The organism is Paraburkholderia sp. Ac-20336, from assembly GCF_017105025.1.
Lineage (GTDB): Bacteria > Pseudomonadota > Gammaproteobacteria > Burkholderiales > Burkholderiaceae > Paraburkholderia.
In genome coordinates this window covers 17023-38182 of the sequence record NZ_JAAGPS010000052.1, presented here as the reverse complement: position 1 = coordinate 38182, position 21160 = coordinate 17023, and the positions used below count along the sequence as shown (strand labels likewise).

At 61.7% G+C, this 21160-nt stretch carries 18 protein-coding genes; 6 read left to right on the top strand and 12 right to left on the bottom strand.

Annotation, left to right across the window (positions count from 1 at the left end; all coding sequences use genetic code 11):
• The first annotated feature begins 119 nt into the window (after positions 1-119).
• The 4 genes from GXB81_RS16595 (at position 120) to GXB81_RS16580 (ending at position 4360) form a co-directional block, all read left to right on the top strand.
• Entirely contained in the window at positions 120-356 is a 237-nt protein-coding gene (locus GXB81_RS16595; RefSeq protein WP_205989796.1) for a hypothetical protein, read from the top strand.
• A gap of 339 nt (positions 357-695) precedes the next feature.
• Entirely contained in the window at positions 696-1478 is a 783-nt protein-coding gene (locus GXB81_RS16590) for an ABC transporter substrate-binding protein (protein ID WP_167039719.1), read from the top strand.
• A gap of 359 nt (positions 1479-1837) precedes the next feature.
• Entirely contained in the window at positions 1838-2953 is a 1116-nt protein-coding gene (locus tag GXB81_RS16585; RefSeq protein ID WP_167039717.1) for a succinylglutamate desuccinylase/aspartoacylase family protein, read from the top strand.
• Between the two features lie 243 nt (positions 2954-3196).
• Positions 3197-4360, top strand: a complete 1164-nt coding sequence (locus GXB81_RS16580; protein WP_205989795.1) for a porin — start codon at positions 3197-3199, stop codon at positions 4358-4360.
• 209 nt (positions 4361-4569) lie between these two features.
• Here the strand turns inward: GXB81_RS16580 and GXB81_RS16575 are convergent, their stop codons facing one another.
• The 5 genes from GXB81_RS16575 to GXB81_RS16555 all read right to left on the bottom strand — a co-directional run bounded on the left by GXB81_RS16575 (position 4570) and on the right by GXB81_RS16555 (position 8847).
• Entirely contained in the window at positions 4570-5061 is a 492-nt protein-coding gene (locus GXB81_RS16575; protein WP_205989794.1) for a hypothetical protein, read from the bottom strand.
• An 83-nt stretch (positions 5062-5144) separates the two neighbouring features.
• The gene (locus tag GXB81_RS16570; protein WP_167283688.1) at positions 5145-5531 is read right to left on the bottom strand and encodes a DUF3592 domain-containing protein; all 387 of its coding nucleotides are present in this window, start codon (positions 5529-5531) and stop codon (positions 5145-5147) included.
• Complete coding sequence (locus GXB81_RS16565; protein WP_205989793.1) at positions 5528-6004, bottom strand: type VI secretion system tube protein Hcp; 477 nt, start codon at positions 6002-6004, stop codon at positions 5528-5530. Before GXB81_RS16565 ends, GXB81_RS16570 begins: the two co-directional genes overlap by 4 nt.
• Positions 6005-6436: 432 nt before the next feature.
• The gene (locus GXB81_RS16560) at positions 6437-8170 is read right to left on the bottom strand and encodes an IlvD/Edd family dehydratase (RefSeq protein WP_205989792.1); all 1734 of its coding nucleotides are present in this window, start codon (positions 8168-8170) and stop codon (positions 6437-6439) included.
• 266 nt (positions 8171-8436) lie between these two features.
• A complete protein-coding gene (locus GXB81_RS16555; RefSeq protein ID WP_205989791.1) occupies positions 8437-8847 on the bottom strand; it encodes a DUF1801 domain-containing protein in 411 nt (136 codons plus the stop codon).
• A gap of 534 nt (positions 8848-9381) precedes the next feature.
• On the opposite strand from GXB81_RS16555, the gene GXB81_RS16550 reads away from it, so the two are divergent.
• A complete protein-coding gene (locus GXB81_RS16550; RefSeq protein ID WP_167283685.1) occupies positions 9382-9825 on the top strand; it encodes a VOC family protein in 444 nt (147 codons plus the stop codon).
• 13 nt (positions 9826-9838) lie between these two features.
• Here GXB81_RS16550 and GXB81_RS16545 read toward each other — a convergent pair whose 3' ends face one another.
• The 6 genes from GXB81_RS16545 to gltS all read right to left on the bottom strand — a co-directional run bounded on the left by GXB81_RS16545 (position 9839) and on the right by gltS (position 17706).
• Positions 9839-12625, bottom strand: coding sequence for a LuxR C-terminal-related transcriptional regulator (locus GXB81_RS16545; RefSeq protein WP_205989790.1), 2787 nt, complete (start codon positions 12623-12625; stop codon positions 9839-9841).
• A 656-nt stretch (positions 12626-13281) separates the two neighbouring features.
• Complete coding sequence (locus tag GXB81_RS16540; protein ID WP_167039702.1) at positions 13282-14040, bottom strand: response regulator transcription factor; 759 nt, start codon at positions 14038-14040, stop codon at positions 13282-13284.
• Between the two features lie 454 nt (positions 14041-14494).
• Positions 14495-14686 (bottom strand): hypothetical protein, encoded by a 192-nt coding sequence (locus tag GXB81_RS16535; protein ID WP_167283683.1) that lies wholly within the window; start codon positions 14684-14686, stop codon positions 14495-14497.
• 268 nt (positions 14687-14954) lie between these two features.
• A complete protein-coding gene (locus GXB81_RS16530) occupies positions 14955-15416 on the bottom strand; it encodes a hypothetical protein (protein WP_167039698.1) in 462 nt (153 codons plus the stop codon).
• A gap of 91 nt (positions 15417-15507) precedes the next feature.
• Entirely contained in the window at positions 15508-16368 is an 861-nt protein-coding gene (locus tag GXB81_RS16525) for a class I SAM-dependent methyltransferase (RefSeq protein WP_205989789.1), read from the bottom strand.
• A 135-nt stretch (positions 16369-16503) separates the two neighbouring features.
• On the bottom strand, positions 16504-17706 hold the full coding sequence (gltS, locus tag GXB81_RS16520; protein ID WP_205989788.1) for a sodium/glutamate symporter: 1203 nt from the start codon (positions 17704-17706) through the stop codon (positions 16504-16506).
• A gap of 162 nt (positions 17707-17868) precedes the next feature.
• Here gltS and GXB81_RS16515 point away from each other — a divergent pair, with 162 nt between their 5' ends.
• Entirely contained in the window at positions 17869-18261 is a 393-nt protein-coding gene (locus GXB81_RS16515; RefSeq protein ID WP_167039692.1) for a DUF6232 family protein, read from the top strand.
• A 208-nt stretch (positions 18262-18469) separates the two neighbouring features.
• On the opposite strand, the gene GXB81_RS16510 is transcribed toward GXB81_RS16515, so the two are convergent.
• A complete protein-coding gene (locus GXB81_RS16510) occupies positions 18470-20923 on the bottom strand; it encodes a glycogen/starch/alpha-glucan phosphorylase (RefSeq protein WP_205989787.1) in 2454 nt (817 codons plus the stop codon).
• Between the last annotated feature and the right edge of the window lie 237 nt (positions 20924-21160).

Genomic DNA, 21160 nt, shown 5'->3' with positions numbered 1-21160 from the left:
AACGCGCGGACCGGCGCGCCAACGCCCGCGACTTGCCGCTGAAAAAGCCGAATGCCACTGCCTGTTTCATCCGCCGTCGACATCGTGTGCATGAATAACACCGTTTAGCAGAAGGCCCTTTGAGCGAGCTCAAACATGCGGTATTGAAAGCCGGCGTGGCGCACGACGACTTGCAACAGACTGGCCCGCCCGTTGCGCCGGCAAGCCCTTCGAGAAAGGCCGCGGCGAACGCAAGGAGCATCGATGATAGCGCCAAAGCAGCGTTTTTTGTCCCTGGCTCAAGCTGCATCGAAAAACAGTCTGATGACGGCAACGGATTCCAGCTATGCACAATGCGTTATCGGCAAATTGCGTGAAATCTTGAGCGCGCCGGCTCCCGTTCGGGAGCGGCGATGGCATGGCCGGCGGCATTGAAATCGCATGCGCAAATCGCATGCGGAAGTCGCGGCGCTCGCGGCCGTTTTGTCCCACAATCTGGACTCGCTCCGGCAGCCGGATTCGTCCGCGGGCCCCGCCGCGTGCGCCATCCGGTGTTTTACTAGCTTCCCAATCTTTTTGAACTGATAAGCTTGGCGCGCGTTGCAGGCCAGCCCGGCTTGCAACCTGGACCAGGCCCGGCCGCAAGTCGTGCCGGGCAGACCGCGGCGGCACAACCGCAGGTGGTCGTAATTGAACTACACCGAGGAGTAAAAACAGTGAAAAAACTGCTAGCGGCTTTGACGGTTGCTTTGCTTGCCACCGTCTCGATTGGCGCACACGCTAAAGATTGGTCGACGATCCGTTTTGGCGTTGACGCCAGCTATCCCCCGTTCGAGTCCAAGGGCGCGGACGGCAAGCTCGTTGGCTTCGATATCGACCTCGGCAACGAAATCTGCAAGCGCGTCGGCGCGAAGTGCGTGTGGGTCGAAAACGACTTCGACGGCATGATCCCGGCACTGAAGGCGAAGAAGTTCGACGGCGTGCTGTCGTCGATGTCGATGACGCCGCAGCGCGCCGAGCAGGTCGCGTTCTCGGCCAAGCTGTTCAACACGCCGACGCGCCTCGTCGCGAAGAAGGGTTCGAGCCTGCTGCCGACCGCCGATTCGCTGAAGGGCAAGTCGGTCGGCGTCGAACAGGGCACGATCCAGGAAACCTACGCGAAGACCTACTGGGAGCCGAAGGGCACCAAGGTCGTGCCGTATCAGAACCAGGACCAGGTGTATGCCGACCTGATCTCGGGCCGTCTCGACGCGGCGCTGCAGGACGCGGTGCAGGCTGAGCAGGGCTTCCTGAAGACGCCGCGCGGCGCGGGCTTCGTGTTCGTCGGCCAGAACCTCGACGATCCGAAGATTCTCGGCACCGGCGCCGGCATCGGCATGCGCAAGGAAGACACCGATCTGAAGACGAAGGTCGACAAGGCGATCGCCGACATGATCAAGGACGGCACCTACAAGAAGATCGAGCAGAAGTACTTCGACTTCGACGTGTACGGCAGCTAACGCCACGACGCGCGCCTCGCGGCGCGCCGGCCGGCTGGCTCTCGAACGGGCTCCGCGATGCGGAGCCCGTTCTGTTTTGTGCCGCGCCTGTATTCCGCCTGGGTTCTGCCTGGGTGCCGCCTTTATCCCGCCTGGGCCATGGTTGCACCGCGCTCATGCCACCGCCCCGCCCGCTCATCTGCGCTCTTCGAGCCACATCGTGTGGCATATCGGCTAAGATCGTGCACAAACGTGGCGCGGCCCGCAGTACCGCCGCCCGTGGCCCGCACCCGCGGGCCGTCCCCCCGGCAGCATGCTTTCTCCATTGCAACCAACCCCATCACGCGGCCTGCACCTGTGAGCCGCGGCTTTCGAAAATCATGCAAACGCAAACCCATCCGCTGATTGCCCCGTCGCTCGGCACCGCCCGCAGCCTCACGAGTTTTCACTACGGCCCGGCCGGCGGACAGAAGATCTACATCCAGTCGTCGCTGCATGCCGACGAACTGCCCGGCATGCTGGTGTCGTGGGCGCTGCGCCGCAAGCTGGCCGCGCTCGAAACCGCGGGCAAGCTGCGCGGCGAAGTCGTGATCGTGCCGGTGCCGAACCCGATCGGCCTGAACCAGCACCTGCTCGGCCATCTGATGGGCCGCTTCGAAACCGGCACCGCGCAGAACTTCAACCGCAATTTCCACGATCTCGCGGCGCTCGTGCTGCCGGACATCGAAGGCCGCCTGACCGGCGACATCGACGCGAACCGCACGGCGATCCGCGCCGCGATGCGCGAGGCGCTCGACGCGCAGCAGCCGGCCACCGAACTCGCCTCGCAGCGCCTCGCGCTGCAAAAGCTCTCGTACGACGCCGACGTCGTGCTCGATCTGCACTGCGACTGGGAGGCCGCGATGCACCTCTACACGAACCCCGATCTGTGGCCCGAAGTCGAACCGCTTGCGCGCTATCTCGACGCGAAGGCGTCGCTGCTCGCGCTGAACTCGGTCGGCAATCCGTTCGATGAAATCCACAGCTTCTGCTGGTCCGATCTGCGCGGCCGCTTCGGCGAGCGCTTCCCGATTCCGAACGGTTCGGTCTCGGTCACGATCGAGCTGCGCGGCCAGCGCGAGGTGTCGTACGAGTACGCGGAACACGACGCGCAGGCGATCGTCGAGTACCTGACCTCGCGCGGCGTGATCGACGGCGAGCCGGCCCCGCTGCCGCCGCTCGAATTCGCCGCCACGCCGCTCGCGGGCACGGAGCCGCTCGTCGCGCCGATCAGCGGCGTGCTCGTGTACCGCTGCGAAGTCGGCACCTGGGTCGACGCGGGCCACGAAATCGCCGACATCGTCGATCCGCTGACGGATCGCGTCGTCACGATCAAAAACAGCGTGGCCGGCGTGCTGTACGCGCGGCATCTCACGCGCTTCGCGACGGCCGGGCTCGAATTCGCCCGCATTGCCGGTGCCACGCCGTTCAGAAGCGGTTCGCTGCTGAGCAACTGATAACAGCGCCTTAGTCGCACCAACTCCCGATAAAAAAGGGGATCGCCTGCCGACACGGCAGGCGATCCCCTTTTTCTCTTTATCGGCCCGCACACGAGCAAAGTGTCGCGTCGATACGACAGATTGGCAAAAATTTTTCACTGTCACATAGCCTACTCAGCGCCCCCTTAAATTGCCGGCAATCGCGCGACTTTGCCGCAGAGCAGCGCGTCGCGATCATCCAATTTTCAACCGGAGAATGTTTTGAACAAGAAAATCCTGACCGCCGCTACCTTCGCCCTCTTCGCAAGCGCCGCTCACGCACAAAGCAGCGTCACGCTGTATGGCGTGATCGATGCGGGTATCAGCTACGTCAACAATTCGAAGACGTCGACTGGCCACGACAGCCTCACGAAGTTCGACGACGGCGTTGCGCAAGGCAGCCGCTGGGGCCTGCGTGGTACCGAAGACCTCGGTAACGGCCTGAAGGCACTGTTCGTGTTGGAGAACGGCTTCAGCAGCGCGAACGGCACGGCCGGCCAGGGCGGCGCGATGTTCGGCCGCCAGGCGTACGTCGGTCTGTCGCAAAACAACGTCGGCTCGCTGACGTTCGGCCGCCAGTACTCGTTCTCGACCGACGTGCTCGGCTCGAACTACTCGACCGGCGGCAACACCGTCGCGGGTAACTACGCGTACCACATCAACGACGTCGACCAGCTCACGTCGAGCCGTATCAACAACGCGGTGAAGTTCTCGAGCGCGAACTTCTCGGGCCTGACCTTCGGCGCGATGTACGGCTTCTCGAACACGGCAGGCGGCTTCGCCGGCACGCCGGCTGTGGGCACGACCGCAGGTTCGTCGCGTGCTTACAGCTTCGGCGCGAACTACGCAAACGGCCCGTTCGGCCTTGGCGCTGCTTACACGGACATCCGCTATCCGGGTCAGGCTTCGCCGGCTTTCTCGACCTCGCTGGCTAACGTGAGCTTCGCGACGACCGGCGTCGGCCAGATCCAGGATCTGCGCACGTTCGGCGTCGGCGGCCGCTACACGATCGGACCGGCCATGCTGTGGGCCCTGTACACGAACACGCGCCTCGCCCCGATCTCGGGCCAGTCGACGACGTTCGCCGCATACGAAGCAGGCGCGAAGTACGCGATCACGCCGGCTATCACGGCAGGCGCGGGCTACACGTACATGCACCTGAGCGGCGCGAACGTGGGTCACTGGAACCAGGTGGACCTGAGCGGCGACTACGCGCTGTCGAAGCGCACGGACGTCTACGTGCTCGGCATCTACCAGATCGCCTCGGGCCACAAGGGCACGCAGGATCTGCAAGCTCAGATCGGTTCGAGCACGAGCTACTTCGGCACGTCGGGTACGGCCGACAACCAGCTGGCGTTCCGCGTCGGTCTGCGTCACAAGTTCTAAGCGGCTTGTTGCCGGCAAGGAGCGCATGCGCTCCTTGCCGGGTTGCTGTGGTGAATGCTGTAGTGGAAAACGCCTCTCTGTGAGGCGTTTTTTGTTTTGGTGGGGGCGTTTGCGTGGAAGTTTGCGTGGAATCTGGCGGTGCCCGGTTATCGAGCGGATAGGTCAACGGTTCAACGACTCCTGCATCGCGCGGCACGGCAATGTACGGCCTATCCATCGACATACAAGCCGTTGCATTTTATTTTTCCGCACATGAAGGCAAATCCCACGGCATCTTGCAGACCTTCGTTGACCCCGCCCACTATCAATGCTGCCGGCGCGCTGCAAATTGCCATGCCGATCAGATCCGGCTTCACGATTGCCATGAGAAGAAGATCCGCGTGGATGCCGAGAAGCATGAATGAGCCTGTGCCGCCAAACAGATAACCGGCGGCCCCTTCCAGATAGATCGTTCCGCCTTCGAGGCTTTGCGGATTCGTCAAGTCATTGCCTTTAAACGAATCCGTCAGATACAGTCTGCCCCTGCTGGTGAAGTCGGCCGTCGAACCTGATCCGCTCAATTCGTCGCTTTTAACGAGGACCTTCGGCAGTGCGAGTCGCAGGATGCGAAGCAGCGTCGCAAGCCCACGGGATGTGCCGACTCCAAAACCGCCGTAAATATACTCATACGTTTGACCCGACGGGGCATCGAGCGCAAACATACCGCTTTCTGACTTGAACGCGCCGAAACCAATTCCGATGCCCGCGCTAGTATTGAATCTCCAGTGACTCTCTCGCAAAACCATTATCGCCAGCCCTTTCCAAGTGCCTCGCCTCTAAACCCCGCATCGAGAAAACCCACGGCGAGAATCAACAGGAAAACGGATGGAGCCCATAGATCGAACGCACTATCGATCATGGCCGAGCGGCCCGGGTTCCCGGGGTTGTAGCGAATGAGAACAGCCTGGCCGACTTCGAACGACCTGATCGTGCCGGTCGGCAATTCATAGTGCTGCCCATTCTTTGCATCGAAGGCTATCCGCGGGTGATGCCCACCGGAATTCAGGCTGACGACAGTTCCCGCCGTCGCGACGGATGACAGACGAAATTCGATGGTTGAGTAAATGGAAAACGCGGCCGCAATGGATGCAGCCACCCCAATGGCGAGTGCGTAATAGTTAGGGCGCTTCACCGCTCGAGGTTCTCTCTGATGTCAAAACTGGCAGTAACCGCTCCCGCGCTTCCCCCCGTTGGACTTTGAAGCGTGTATTCGTTTTTGACCCGGGCGAATGACAGCGCGACGTGCTCGTAACAACTATCACCAAACACAATAGGCTCGACCGCGGTAACGACTACGTCGCCCAGCGCAATTTTCAGAAAATCCATCGGAATACCGCCTGACTTGCGCGTACTGAGTACCGCCTTGGGTATATGCCTTCCGGTAAGGCAGTAGCGCATCAGATTCGGACTCGCACGGTCGATTTGATGAACGAACTCCAGGTCGTTGGCTGTTGCCTTGCCTACGCCACGACCAGAGCCCGTCATCACCTGGGATTGCTGCGACATTTTCCACCGCCAACTGCTGGCCTGTATTTCCCCAAGATGCAGTTCATCACGAGACTCTCCTGCAATCCCATCGATCTTGATAAAAATATCTTGCGCCACCCTTCTTGCCTTTTCGGACCAGACAACGTTGAAGTAAACGCGCGTGCAGCGCGTGGACTACGAAACCGCAAACAGGATTCGTATCGTGAATACTCAACGCTACAGTGGATTTCCTCTCGATACAGTCAGACAACGCTTAAATCTGCTTGCAGAGCAGACGAAAAAGGTCATGCACCATTTCTGCACTTTCTTTTATTTCGAATGTGTGCGGACAAAGCACCCGGCGAGACGTTGAATGTCGGAGTTCGTAGTGGGATTTGAGCTACTCGATCATTCCGAAGAGAATAAAAGATTCGGGATGCCAGGAGAAACCGGCATCGACAACGGCAAATACCTGCAGGTACTCATGCGTATCACGCGGCCGAACCACAGATAGGGAGCGTCGCACACGACTGCTCAGCAGGAAGACGAGCGCCGCCCGTGTTGAAAGCCTCAATGCGAATGCCGCGGCACTACCGCCCCCCGGCACCCGACGAGAAAGTCGAGGTCACAGCCCTCATCGGCCTGCAGCACGTGATCGATATAAAGACGCCGATACCCGCCGCCCTCGGGCGGCTGCGGCGGCACGTGCTGCGCGAGACGGCGCGCGAGTTCCGCGTCGCTGATGTCGAGATGCAGCGTGCCTGCGTCGCAATCGAGTTCGATCCAGTCGCCGTCCTGCACCGCCGCAAGCGGACCGCCGGCCGCCGCTTCCGGCGTCACGTGCAACACGACCGTGCCGTACGCGGTGCCGCTCATGCGCGCATCGGAAATCCGCACCATGTCTTTCACGCCCTGCTTCAGCAGCTTCGGCGGCAATCCCATGTTGCCGACTTCGGCCATGCCCGGATAACCCTTCGGCCCGCAGTTCTTCATCACCAGCACGGAGTTCGCATCGACGTCGAGCGTTTCGTCGACGATGCGCGCCTTGTAGTGCTCCAGGTTCTCGAATACGACCGCGCGTCCGCGATGCCTGAGCAAGCCGGACGTCGCCGCCGACGGCTTGAGCACGGCACCGCGCGGCGCGAGATTGCCGCGCAGCACGCGGATGCCGCCATCGGCGACGAGCGGTTTGTCGAGCGGACGGATCACCTCGTCATCGGTGCTCGGCGCATCCTTCACGTTGTCCCATAGCGATTTGCCGTTGACCGTCAACGCGCCCGGATGCGGCAGCAGGTTCGCTTCGCCGAGCCGGCGCAGCACCGCCGGCAGGCCGCCCGCGTAATAGAACTCTTCCATCAGAAAGCGGCCCGACGGCATCAGATCGACGATGGTCGGCGTATCGCGGCCGATGCGCACCCAGTCGTCGAGTTCGAGATCGATGCCGATGCGCCCGGCGATCGCCTTCAGATGAATCACTGCATTGGTCGAGCCGCCGATCGCCGCGTTGGTGCGGATCGCGTTCATGAACGCTTCGCGTGTGAGGATCTTCGAGAGCATCAGGTCTTCGAGCGCCATTTCGACGATACGGATTCCTGACATATGTGCGAGCACGTAGCGGCGCGAGTCGACGGCGGGAATCGCCGCGTTGTGCGGCAATGACACGCCGAGCGCTTCGGCCATGCAGGCCATCGTCGAGGCCGTGCCCATGGTGTTGCAGGTGCCCGCCGAGCGCGACATGCCCGCTTCGGCCGAGAGGAATTGATGCAGGTCGATCTCGCCCGCCTTCAGCGATTCGTGCAACTGCCACACCGCAGTGCCCGAGCCGATGTTCTTGCCGTCGAGTTTACCGTTCAGCATCGGGCCGCCCGTCACGACGATGGCCGGCACGTCGCAACTCGCCGCGCCCATCAGCAGCGCGGGCGTGGTCTTGTCGCAGCCGCATAGCAGCACGACCGCGTCGATCGGGTTGCCGCGAATCGCTTCTTCCACGTCCATCGCCGCGAGATTGCGCGTGAGCATTGCGGTCGGCCGCAGGTTCGATTCGCCATTCGAGAACACCGGGAATTCGACCGGAAAACCGCCCGCCTCGTACACGCCGCGCTTCACGTGTCCGGCAAGCTTGCGGAAATGCGCGTTGCACGGCGTCAGCTCCGACCATGTATTGCAGATGCCGATCACCGGACGGCCGTCGAATTCGTGCTCGGGAATGCCCTGGTTCTTCATCCAGCTTCGATACATGAAGCCGTTCTTGTCAGCTGTACCGAACCACTCGGCTGAGCGCAATTTCCGCTTTTTTTCCGACATGCTCTGTCCTTGATGCATGTGCCGGGACACCGCGCCGGCCGGTTTGACCGAACCGGCGCCACGCGACCGGCACGATGACGGAAGGCCTCTCTCAGGCTCTGGGGATGGTGAAGTGTACGGAGCGGGTTGATATCTTTCCAATTATATTTTTGGCGATATCGATATCAATTCCGGTATTCGATCGATGACGACACGGTAGTGCGCCGCCCGCCTTGCCCCGCCTCGTTTATCGCCCGAGGCCTGCTTAGCCGGCGCGTTCGGTCGGGCTATGCATCCTCGCCCTTCTTGCCCCGCGTATTCTTCTTCAGATGCGCCCGGTTGTACTCGATCGCCGCGCGCACCAGCGCCTTGAGCGCCCGTTCATCGACCTTGTCGCCTTCCAGAAAGTCGATCGCGCGCCGCGCATTGCCTTCGAGACCCGCGTTGAAGAGCCGGTCCGGATCGGCGAGTCCCGCTCCGTGCGCGAACGTCACCTTCACCTTGCCCTTGTGCGCATTGGCGACCGCGATCATGCCGTCGCGCGACCAGACCGGGCTGCCCATCCACTTCCATTCCTCGACGATGCCGCGATCCGCCGCGAGAATCGTCTTACGGATGCGTGCGAAGGTTTCACCGCGCCAGTCGGTGAGAGCCGCGATCATCTGGTCGATACGTTCGGACGGGTTCGATGGATTCATGGGATTCTCGTGCCTCATGAATAGTAGGATGCCGTATCAATCGGACGATTGTAATCCCGTGCCCCTCACAGCCAGCCTTCGCATCGAGCGGGTCGGCACTCACCCGGTGGCGTCGAAATGGGTCGCATCGCTACCGTCCTTTTGCGTGAAGAGAGGCGTCCCCCGTCAATGACTGATCGTACGGGTCTTCCTGGATTAGGGTCTCGTGTGGTTCCGACTCGATAGAAACACTCAGCCCCACGCACGGCCTCGCATGACGCGCGAACAACTCGAGAAGCTCCGGGCGCAGACCATCACCGCGTTGCGCCGCGAGAGCATGAAGCGAGAGAAGCGGCATCGGCATTGTTCGACTCCTTGCTATCGATGAGCGACGCAGCGGAATGGCCGCGTCTGGAGTGAACGATATGAAGCGGAAAATGTACTCGCCATCCGCTTCTTGCGCTGACATTCGCGCGAGGTATTGCGTCGTCGCCCGGTATGCAAAACGAACTCGATTTCGCCGATAATCGTTCATCGGCAACCCCGGAGGTGACGATGAACACGATTCACGAGGTCTATCCGTATCTGCGCGTGCGCAGCGCCGCGCAGGCCATCGAGTTCTACGCGCAGGCGTTCGGCGGCGTCGAACAGTTTCGTCTGACCGAACCGGGCGGCCGGATCGGCCATGCGGAAGTGAAAATCGGCCCGGCGATCGTGATGCTGTCGGACGAATACCCCGAGCACGGCATGCTCGGACCGAGCGCCGAGAACAGAACGAGCGTGCTGCTGCACATCCATTGCGACGACGTCGACCCGCTTTTCGAGCAGGCGGTGAAAGCGGGCGCGACCGTGGTTCGCCCGCCGACCGATCAATTCTATGGCGAACGCTCGGCAACCGTACGCGATCCGTTCGGCCACGAATGGATGCTCGGCTCGCAGATCGAAGCGGTGGCGCCCGAAGAAATGCAGCGCCGGTATACGGCGCTGTTCGACAAGTAGCGGCGCGCAGCATCTACATCGCAGCGCGCCCTTCGCCGACCCCGAGCCCGAGAACGCTCTGCACCGCTTCGATGCGCGAACTCACGTTGAGCTTTTCGAAGATATTCCTCAAGTGCCACTTGACGGTCTCGGGCGCGAGCTTCAACGAGCGTCCGATTTCCTTATTCGACAACCCGAGCGCCACGCAATTGACGATCTCCAGTTCCCGCACGCTGAGGATCTCCGACGACGACGTCATCACTCTGAGCGGCCTCGCGGCACCTGATCGCGACGAGCTATCGAGTTCATCGAACGCGGCGAGCAATCGGTCGGCATAGGCCACCTCCGTGCTTGCAGCGTCGCCCGCGTTCTGGCGAAACTGCTGTAACAGCGCGCGAATCGGCGCTCCTTCGTCGACGAAACTGTTGACGAGCCCAATCTCGACGCCGATGCGCAGCGCGCGATTCAATGCGTCGAACGATTTTTCGGCGGCATCGCATTGCGCGCACGCTCGCGCCAGCAGCAGCGCGACGAGCGCTTCCAGAGCACGCCAGCCCATTTTGACGAGCGTGTCGAGCTGGCGTTCGAGAATGGCAGCGGCTTTATCGGCGAGATTCTCGGCAAGCAGAACCCGTGCCTGCAGAACGCAATAACTCGCCCACGTCTCCAGCGCGGACCCGCCCCGCCCTTCGCATAGCGCCGGTACGCTCGTGCTTAGTTCGTCGGCGATCTGCCTTGCTTCCGCCAGCTTGCCGTCGTCGATAAGCAGTCGTACCGTTTCGGCGTCGCACGCGAGCTTCAGACGCAACCAGTGCCGGTTGATCGCCACCTGGCGGCCGTCTTCGAGCACGGCCAGCGCCGAACCCATCTCGCCGTCACGCCACAGCAGACGTGCCGCCGAAATCGTGTGCCGCACGAGCGAACCGAGCGGCGCGGTCTCCAATGCAATGTTCGTGCGGCCCGCAATCGCGCTGCGGGCCTTGTCCAGTTCGTTGCACTCGTAGTAGATGCTGGCAAGGCAACTCGCCACGCCGGTCACGCCCGCGGATAAAGGACTCAACGCGGGTTCGGCGAGTTGCAGCGTGGCTTCGAACGTGCGTTTCGCCTCGGGCAACTCGCCATGGATCAGCGCGGCGAGACCGTACATCGCGTCGCGCAGCAAGACCGAGTAATGCCGCGCGGGCCCCGTCGTTTCCACGCGGTTCTTCATGCGCTCCCGGATGAGAGCGATCTGATCGAATCTGCCGCGATACAGAAGCCCGAAGAATTGCGCCGACTGCGCATAACGCGAGATCCACGGCGCCACCTCTACGCCCGACGCCCCGACCGTGCTTCCGAGTTCCAGCGCGCGTTCGCTGTCGTCCGAAATACCGGCAGTCAATGCGCCGACCGCGTTGATTTCTTCCAGTACGACTGCGTCGATCACGCGGCCTTCTTCGCGGCGCATGCGATCGAATTCGTCGATGACTGCGCCAATCTCCTTCGACGCCCGCGTCGTCTGCAGCGAAAACGCGAGCCCCCATACTTTGGCGAGACGCAAACTCAAGCGTCCCAGCACCACATCGGGCGGCAATCTGTTGATCCAGCCCAGCAACGTGTACGGATCACCGCGCTCGATCATATCGCTCGCACAGTTCTCGACCCATTGAGCCGCGAGATCGAGATCGCCGGCGGCAAGAGCATGCCGGACCGCTTCGGGCCACAAGCGCTCGCGTGCAAACCATTGGCATGCGCGAAGATGCAGCACGGGCACCTCCTGCGGCATCTGGCGCATGAGACGCTGCCGCAGCGCATCGGACAGCAGTGCGTGATAGCGATACCAGTCCCGCTTTTCGTCGAGTGGTCGAATGAATACGTTGTGCCGTTCGAGCCAGTCGAGCTTCTCTCCGCTTTCGCCGGCCTCGTCCATGATCGCATCGCACACGCCAGGCCCGAGCCGTTCGAGAATCGACGTGCAGAGCAGAAACTTCAGCATCGGCGGCGGCAAATGCGCGAGCACCGTATCGTTCAGATAGCGGTCGATTCCCGAACTCGGCCCCGCGAGATTGCGCGCAAGCTTGGTCGCATCGCCCACCTGACTCAAGGCGAGCGAAGCAAGCTGCAAACCCGCGACCCATCCTTCGGTCGCCTCGTTCAGCAGTTCTACGCTGTCCCGATCGAGCGGCACGGTACCCGCGCGATGGAAGAACGCTTGTGCATCGTCGATGGAAAAGCGCAGATCGTCGGCATTGACGCGCATCAGTTTGTCCGGCGAGCGAAGCTGTGCGAGCATCAACCCGGGTTCGCCCCGCGCGCCGAGCAGGACGTGCATGTTATCGGGCGCATAGCGCAGCAGGCGCGAGACCACGTCGAGAACCGGTTTTGCGGTGAGGCGATCGACGTCGTCGAGAACGAGAAAAACGTTCCGGCCGCACGCGGCGATTCCATTCAACAGCACGGAAAGAACGGTTCTGATAGGGGTCAGCGCGTCGTTGTTCAGGAGTTGCTGCGCTTGCGACGCGATGTCTTCCGACGCACGCGAAAACGCCGCGACGAGATACGCGCCGAACTGCTGCGGGTCGTCGTCCTCTCCGTCGACGCTGAGCCACGCAACCGGATGCTTGCTGCCCGACAGCGCCTCGCTCCAGCCCGCCAGCAGCGTCGTCTTGCCGAAACCGGCGGGCGCGGTCACGACAACGATGCTGTTCGGCCGGCGCGTATCGATCCGGCCGAGCAAGGCGAGCCGTTGCACGCAGCCGGGCGGCAGGCGTGGCGCCATCATCTTGGTCTGGATCAGCGACACGCTCCACTCGCGACCGGTACTGCCCGAAGATGCTTCCATGATCGTTCCTCTCCCTGAATTGCCGCTTGCAGGAGGTTGCCATTATCTCAACGAGATATTTTGATGTATATGTTGAACCTATCCGATGTTCAACGCGGATTGCCATGACTCTGTTCGCTACGAACAGGCACGTTTGCTCAGGTTCGCCAACTATTCGAATGGCCGCTGACATTGGTCGTGCGGTACTGCACGTGCAATATCCATGCACGGAATGACGACGCCTCCGCACACACGCCAATGACGTCGGAACCTGAACGAAACGGGGAAATTGGAGCGAGGGAATCACGTATGAGCAACCGATTTCTCGACAGCCCGGATCGCGACTAAAGACCTTCTGCTACTCGCCACTTTTCATCGAGCACCGGCATTCGTGGCTCATAGGTATTGCACCGGATTGAATTGCCTCTCATCGAGCGTATTTCGAATACAGCGGCGTATTGCTTTGGCATGCACATGAACTCAAAGTCTGGGATAAGAGCCGCGAATGCGGACGGTTGCCCTTGGGAAGCAACGTCCGCCTTCGCAAATACTGAAACAGGAGAAAGTCGGGAGTCCCGCAGAGAATCATCGGCCGGCAGCCGCGCGTCCAGAGTTCGCGCAAACGTCACCATCACGTTCGGCAAACATCGCGGATCGCGCGGCTACCTGTGCTTCGCTCATGCGTTCGCCGCACACGCCGTTGCTTCCGGTGCCGGGGCAGGCGCGTCGGCTGCCTCAACCGTGTCGGTCACCGCCACCTCGTCGAGCCGGTATCCGTGCGTATAGACGGTACTCAAACGCACACCGTTGCGGGGATGCAGGGCCAGCTTGCGGCGCAGCCGGTAGATATGGGTATCGACCGTTCGGGACGTGGCCTCCAGTTCACGTCCCCATGCGAGTTTCACCAGCAGGTCTCTCGATACCGCTCGTCCGGCATTGGCGAAGATAAATGACGCAACGTCGAATTCCTTCGCGGTCAGTTCTATCGCATTGCCATGCAGCGTGACGCTGCGGCGGGCCGGATCGAAAACATAGGGCCCGACCGAGATCACACTTTCAGTCTTTTCATTGGGGTTCGTGCGGCGCAGCAATGCACCGACTCGTGCAACAAGTTCGATCGCGCGGAACGGCTTGACGATGTACTCGTCGGCTCCGGCATCGAGCGCACGCAAGATGTCGACTTCAAGAACCCTGCTTGTGAGGAACAGGACCGCCGGCTCCCGCCCCAGATTGTCGCGTATCCAGTGCAGTACCTCGAACCCGGCTACACCGGCCAATTGCCAGTCGAGCACCACGAGATCGACTTCATGGGTCATGAGATAACGTATGGCACTCTCGCCTGAGTTGGCTTTGCTTATTGTGTGCCTCGACTGCTGCATGGTCTTTTCGACAGCCACGGCTTGCGCAGGATCGTCTTCCACCAACAGGATATTCATATATCACCTCGCTCTTTCGGGCCAACCGGACAGCAAATCCGGCACCACGGAAAACGGAACGAATGGACGACACGAACCGGACCGCAATGCCGCGAATTGCGAGGTCAGACTGGCGCGAAACTCTCATCCTGAACGATTGTGTGGCGCATGGAAGGATTGATGCCCCCAACAGGCGCCGTCGTTCGCCTCGTTTTGTGAACTGCGGGAAATCAAGATAGACTGTGCCAGGCGGCAACATAGCCCCCCATTCGGGGGGGCGAGAGGTGTATTCGATGGGGTGGCTGCAATCATATGCAAACGGCATAGCGCGTGTGCACGATGATCGAGCCTGTCCCCATCGATTCATCCATGAATGATAGGGAGCATCGCAACGCAATACGTCAACAAACGTGAACGGAAGGGATCGCGGTAAAGACGGTGAAGTATTCGCGACAGCCGAGTCAGCAATGACCGGCTACGGAAATACCAGGATGAGAATCAGATGAAGGAAGCCCCACACGAACAGCAATGACAGCGGAATCGCGCCGAGTGCCAGCAACATGAGCCAGCGCTTGCGATAAGGTGGTTGGTTGTCCACATCATCGGACCGGCGCGTAAGTGCCTTTGCATCGAGCAGCCCGCGCTGGATGGTCACTTCTCGTCGCATGGATGAACGTCCCCGTGAAAACATCTGGATTGATTGGCGCCTGGCACGCACTCCGTGCCAGGCGGCGAACGCAGGCACTCTATCCGCGAGATGCGAAATAGTCTGTCAAGCTTTGTCAATCCATGAAGCGGGGATCAGAAAACCACGATTCGCGACAGGCATCATTCGCTGCGTCTGCCTGGAGGCGCGAGGCGCGATAACACCGCAGAGTGCAAAGAAGCACGTTCGGCGAGAACGCCGATAAGTACCACCCCGGTTCAACAGAACATCACTGCCCGTTGGCGTGCGCCCTGAGAAACGCCACATAGCCGTTCTGGGTCTTCAGGATCTTATCGGCGCATTCGTCATAGTCAGAGCCTTTCTCGCTATCCTGACCATACATGTCCCGGCACTGAGCGAAGAGCGAGAGCGTCGCGCCGCCGCTGCTCTTTGCGGCGCGAGTCGCCGAGAAGGCGACCTTGCCCGAATCGTCCGGCACGTCGGTATCGATTGCGATTGCATCGGCACGCGTGATGTGGGTATCGGAATGCTGCTCGATATAGCGCTTCGTCAGCGCCCATGCAACATCGCAATTGTCCGGCGAGCAATCGACAACCGCGTTGCGTTGCGCCGCAGCGAGGTTCGGTTCGCTATGAAGGATGTCCTGCTGGGCGCGCTTGACCTGCTTTTCTTCCGACGAGCAGGCAGCGAGGGCAAACGCAACGAGTGCAAGGGCGGCGATCTTTTTCACGATTCAATTTCCTGGCCATATTCGTGCGCGATTATAGCCGTGCGGAGAAGAGGCTCGCAGATTCGGCGGCATACCGTCCCTTTAACGACGACTACGTACGCGCCACCAGCAACTCCTCCGCATTCTCGGGCGGCCGCAGCCCATCCGTCCTGCCCGCGAAATAACGCTGCGTCAGATCAACCGCCGACACATGCCGCGCCTCGCCAAATCCAGCTTCGAGCGCCATCGCCTGCATCTGTTGCGGTGTGAAGAAGCTGATGAAAGGCGTACCGCTTGCACGCGCCCCCTTCTCCGCCATGTCGAGTCCGGGGCGTACGTCGGGACTCGCCATCTCGAGCGGCAGCAGAAACGTCATCGCAAACGTCGACCCACGCGCGAGCGCCGCCACTTCGCGCAGCGTGGCCGCATTCGCCTCCTTCGTCAGATACATGCTGACGCCGGTCGAGACGACGACAGCCGGCTTGCTCTCGTCGAACCCCGCGGCAACGAGCCGTTGCCGCCAGCTCTCGCCCGCTTCGAAATCGACGGAAACGAAACGCAGCCAGTCGGGCACGCCGAAACCCAGTTCGATCAGACGCTGCCGCTTCCACGCTTGCGGTCCGGGCGGATCGACCTCGAACACCGTAAGCCGCGACGCCACCTCCGGCCTGCGCTGGGCAAAGCTATCGAGACCGGCACCGAGAATCACATACTGACCGACGCCGAGCCCTATCTGCTCGATGACCAGATCTTCGATAAAACGCGCGCGCGCGACGATCGACGCGCGAAACGGCCGCGTGAATTGCGGGTCCATGTCCCCGCGATTACGCCAGCTTGCATCCGGTGCCAGCAGTTGCAGGCCGACCTCGTCTTCGAGCACGTGCGGCACCGCGTCGGCATGCACATGCAATGCGCGCCACAGCGCGACACGCGCGGCCGTGCTATCGGGCGCGACTTCCTGTTGATCGTTCATGACTCTCCTGATCCTTGCCTCGCGAAACCAGTCATCGTATTCCTCGCTTGCCGCTAAAGCCGGCGGCATTGCTCTTTCATCGAGCATCGCATGATCGCGCTTCGCGGGCGCCCCATCAAATTACCTCAGCCCGCCTCAATGAAAGAACGGCAACGCGAGAAACAGCTTGATGACGATGGCATTGACGATGTCCATGAAAAACGCGCCCGTCATCGGGACGACGAGGAACGCGATATGAGAATGGCCGAACCGGTTCGTGATGGCCTGCATGTTCGCGATGGCGGTCGGCGTCGCGCCGAGCCCGAGTCCGCAATGCGCCGCGCTCAGCACGACCGCGTCATAGCTGCGGCCCATCAGCGGGAACGTCACGAATACCGCATAGAGAGCCATAAGCAGCGTCTGTGCCGCGAGAATCGTGATGACCGGCACCGCGAGCGCGGCCAGCTCCCACAGGTCGAGCCGCATCAACGCCATCGCGAGAAAGAGCGCAAGGCTCACATTGCCGACGAGCGCGACCGCATGCTGGTCGAGCCGCACGCGCACGAGCGAAAGCACGTTGTTGAGGATCACGCCGACAAACAGCACGCACACAAAGGTCGGCAATTCGAATACGGTTCCCGCGAGCCAGTCGCCCAACGCTTCGCCGCCCGCGAGGCAGAGGGAAATCAGCGTGAGAGTCGTGATGAGCGCCGCGGGCGTGGTCGGCTGCTCGGCTTTCGGCGCTTCGAAAACCAGCGTGTCGTCATCGTGATTCTCGATGTGCCGCATATCGGCACCACCGATCTTGCGCATCAGCAGACGCGCGATCGGACCTCCGAGCACACCGCCCATCACGAGCCCGAACGTCGCGCAGCCGATGGCGATTTCGGTCGCCGACTGCAGCCCATGATGTTCGCTGAAGACCTGACTCCACGCCGCGCCCGTACCGTGGCCGCCCGACATCGTGACCGAGCCGCCGAGAATGCCGTACAGCGGATCGACGCCGAGTGCGAACGCCAGCAGAATCCCGATGACGTTCTGCAGGATCAACAGCCCGCTCACGAGCGCGAGAAAGCGGATCAGTACCGGACCGCCCGCCTTGAGGTTCGAGATGTGCGCATTGAGGCCGATCGTCGAAAAGAACGCGAGCATGAGCGGCGCCTGCAACGTGGAGTCGAACCGGACCTCGACGTGCGTCGCGACGCGGATCAACAGCACGCATACGGCAACGACGAGCCCGCCCGCCACCGGCGCCGGAATCGAATAGGTACGCAGCACGCCGATCCACTGAATGAGCTTTTCTCCGAGCAGCAGCACGAGCGACGTCGCGACCAGCGTTGCGTATACGCCGATAGTCATGAGTAGCCTCCCGGCCGGAGCGCGATCAACTGCCATCTTAGTCAATCCGTCCGCGCAAAGTATGATTTTCCCTGGCCCGATGCCATCCGCACATGACATCGCGTCACTGCCGGGCGTCGAAGTCTGCTACGCTGCGCCCTTCACCACCCTTGCTCTCAATCGATGGAAACCCCTTTCAACGATCGCGGCGTGTCCGTGACGCGCAATGCGCTCTCGTCAGCCGGCCAGGTCTTTCCGCTGCGCGACATCGTCGGCGTGCAGGTCGTCACCGTACGCAAGAACAGGGTCGTGCCGCTCGCGATCTCGATCGTCGGCGTGATCGGCGCGATTGCCGGCGCCATCCTGCACTCGGCGGCGGGCCTCGTGTGCGGGATCATGCTCGCGGTGGTCGGCTGGCTCACCTGGGCGACCCAGGACGTCACGCATCGGCTCATCGTGCAAACGGCCAATGGCGAGCGCGAGGCACTGATGAGCACCGACCGCGAATTCGTCGAGCGCGTGAATGTGGCCGTGCAACAGGCAAAATCGACGGCCGCGAGCGCGGCACAGGCGTAAAGCCGGGTCTGCCTGCGTTGACATGAGCGTAACGTCAGTGGTCAATGCGCGACCGGCAGTAAGAAAAGCCGTGCGCGGCTCCCCGAGCCGGCACGGCTTTTCATTCGCTTGGCGAACCCGAGATTGAACGTGCCGATTGAACACGCTCATCGAACACGTTTAGCGAATCCTCACCCCGAACCCGGCGGCTACGGCACCACGCCGCCGCTCACTCGATATCGAGCGGATTCACGCGCCAGATATTGCGTGCGTATTCGCCAATCGTGCGGTCCGACGAGAACTGCCCCATTCCCGCAATGTTCTCGATCGCGCTTTCGGCCCATGCGTGCCGGTCGAGAAAACGCGCATCCACTTCGTCCTGCGCCTTCGCGAACGCGGCGAAATCGGCCAGCACCATGTAGTGATCGCCCCAATCGACGAGCGTGTGGAAAATCTCGGAGAAGCGCAACGGATCGTCCGGCGAGAAGAAGCCCGAACGAATCTGATCGAGCGCGATGCGCAGTTCTTCGTTCTCCTCGTAAATCTGCCGGGGGCGGTAGCCGCTTGCGCGCAGATGGTCCACCTCGTCCGCGGTATGGCCGAAGATGAAGATGTTCTCGCGGCCCACCGCGTCGCAGATCTCGATGTTCGCGCCGTCCATCGTGCCGATCGTCAGCGCGCCGTTGAGCGAGAGCTTCATGTTGCCGGTGCCCGACGCCTCGGTGCCGGCCGTCGAAATCTGCTCCGACAGATCGGCCGCCGGAATAATCAGCTCGGCCACGCTCACGCCGTAGTTCGGCACGAACACGACCTTCAGCCGATCGCCGATCAGCGGATCGTGATTGACCTTCTGGCTCACGTCGCCGATCAGCTTGATGATCGTCTTCGCCATCCGGTAGGCGGACGCGGCCTTGCCCGCGAACAGCACGACGCGCGGCACCCAGTCGCGTTCGGGATTCTCGCGAATCCGGTTGTAGCGCACGATCACGTGCAGCACGTTCAGCAACTGCCGTTTGTATTCGTGAATGCGCTTGACCTGCAGATCGAACAGCGCATCGGGATCGAACGCCAGCTTCGTGTGATGCGCGAGCCGCTGCACGAGCCGCAATTTGTTCTGCCGCTTCGCCTCGCGGAAAGCCTCGATGAATTCCTCGTCCTTGCGCAGATTGCGCAGCTGTTCGAGTTCGAACAGATTGCTGCGCCAGTGCGTGCCGATGCGCGCGTCGATCAGCGAGGCCATCGACGGGCTCGCCTGCGCGAGCCAGCGGCGCGGCGTGATGCCGTTGGTCACGTTCGTGAAGCGGTCCGGATAGACGCGCGCGAAATCGGCAAAGATATTGCGCGTCATCAGTTGCGAATGCAGCTTCGAGACGCCGTTCACCTTGTGACTCGCGACGATCGCCAGATATGCCATGCGCACGCGCCGCTGCCCGTATTCGTCGACGAGCGAAATGCGGCGGATCATGTCGCCATCGTGGCCCGACTGCTCGCTGACGTGCTTCAAGAACTGCGCGTTGATCTCGAAGATGATTTCGAGGTGCCGCGGCAATAGCCGCGCCAACATTTCGACATCCCAGGTTTCGAGCGCCTCGGGCATCAGCGTGTGATTCGTGTACGAGAAGATTCGCGTGACGTGTTGCCACGCCTTGTCCCACGGCAGATGATGCACGTCGACGAGCAGACGCATCAGCTCGGGAATCGCCAGCACCGGGTGCGTGTCGTTCAGATGCACCGCGACTTTCTCGGAGAAGCGCCCGAACGTGCTGTGGGTGCGCTGATAGCGGCGGATCAGGTCCTGCATCGTCGCCGAGACGAAAAAGTACTCCTGGCGCAGCCGCAATTCGCGGCCAGCCTGCGTCGAGTCGTCCGGATAGAGCAGCCGCGAAACGTTCTCCGACATGTTCTTCGTGTCGACCGCGTTGCGATAGTCGCCGCGATTGAACGCATCGAGGTCCAGTTCCTCGGTCGCGCGCGCGGACCACAGTCGCAGCGTGTTGGTCGCGTCGGTCGCGTAGCCGGGAATCACGGTGTCGTAGGCGGTCGCGTTCACGTGCTCGGTGTCGATCCACTCGACCCGGTCGCCGTGCTGCACGGTACGGCCGCCGAAATGCACCATGTACTTGATCTCGGGACGCGGAAATTCCCACGGGTTGCCGGCGCGCAGCCAGTAATCGGGCGCCTCGACCTGCTCGCCGTTGACGATCTGCTGGCGGAACATGCCGTACTCGTAGCGAATGCCGTAGCCGAAGCCCGGAATGCCGAGCGTCGCCATCGAATCGAGAAAGCACGCGGCCAGCCGGCCGAGACCGCCGTTGCCGAGCGCCGCGTCGGGTTCGATCCCGGTCAGCATCTCCATGTCGACGCCGAGGCTCGCGAGCGCCTCCTTCATCGGGTCGTGAATGCCGAGCGCGAGCAGCGCGTTGGTAAAGGTTCTACCGATCAGAAACTCCATCGACAGGTAGTAGACCCGCTTCACGTCCTGCTCGTATTGCAGGCGCGTGGTTTTCATCCAGCGCGCGACGAGCCGGTCGCGCACGGCCAGTGCGGCTGCATGCAGCCAGTCATGGGGGTGCGCGGTGACGGCATCCTTGCCGACGCCGTACATCATGCGATTGGAAATTGAGCGCCGTAGCGCGTCGACGGTACTGTTGAGCTGGTCGAATTCCAGATCGACGGCTGTCATCGAAGCCTCCGGGAAAGTCGACATGGCATACGCGAACCGCACGGTCGACGGACGGGAGGCGCGTGCCTGTCAGGCGGATTAAGAAAACAGAGTAGGACATTTTACGGCTCGCGCACACCGGCTCGCGCGAGTGGGCTCTGCCGCACGTGCCGTGCCTGGCGCGCGCGGCGAAAGCCTCAGGTCTTCCCGAGCCATCCGCTTCGATTATTTTTTCGGTACGTGACCAGAGCGTGACGC

Coding starts and splice junctions, on each gene's coding strand:
- GXB81_RS16585 (WP_167039717.1), top strand. CDS start 1,838: ATGCAAACGCAAACCCATCCGCTGATTGCCCCGTCGCTCGGCACCGCC.
- GXB81_RS16575 (WP_205989794.1), bottom strand. CDS start 5,061: ATGTTTGCGCTCGATGCCCCGTCGGGTCAAACGTATGAGTATATTTAC.
- GXB81_RS16560 (WP_205989792.1), bottom strand. CDS start 8,170: ATGTCGGAAAAAAAGCGGAAATTGCGCTCAGCCGAGTGGTTCGGTACA.
- GXB81_RS16555 (WP_205989791.1), bottom strand. CDS start 8,847: ATGAATCCATCGAACCCGTCCGAACGTATCGACCAGATGATCGCGGCT.
- GXB81_RS16550 (WP_167283685.1), top strand. CDS start 9,382: ATGAACACGATTCACGAGGTCTATCCGTATCTGCGCGTGCGCAGCGCC.
- GXB81_RS16545 (WP_205989790.1), bottom strand. CDS start 12,625: ATGGAAGCATCTTCGGGCAGTACCGGTCGCGAGTGGAGCGTGTCGCTG.
- GXB81_RS16540 (WP_167039702.1), bottom strand. CDS start 14,040: ATGAATATCCTGTTGGTGGAAGACGATCCTGCGCAAGCCGTGGCTGTC.
- GXB81_RS16535 (WP_167283683.1), bottom strand. CDS start 14,686: ATGCGACGAGAAGTGACCATCCAGCGCGGGCTGCTCGATGCAAAGGCA.
- GXB81_RS16525 (WP_205989789.1), bottom strand. CDS start 16,368: ATGAACGATCAACAGGAAGTCGCGCCCGATAGCACGGCCGCGCGTGTC.
- gltS (WP_205989788.1), bottom strand. CDS start 17,706: ATGACTATCGGCGTATACGCAACGCTGGTCGCGACGTCGCTCGTGCTG.
- GXB81_RS16515 (WP_167039692.1), top strand. CDS start 17,869: ATGGAAACCCCTTTCAACGATCGCGGCGTGTCCGTGACGCGCAATGCG.
- GXB81_RS16510 (WP_205989787.1), bottom strand. CDS start 20,923: ATGACAGCCGTCGATCTGGAATTCGACCAGCTCAACAGTACCGTCGAC.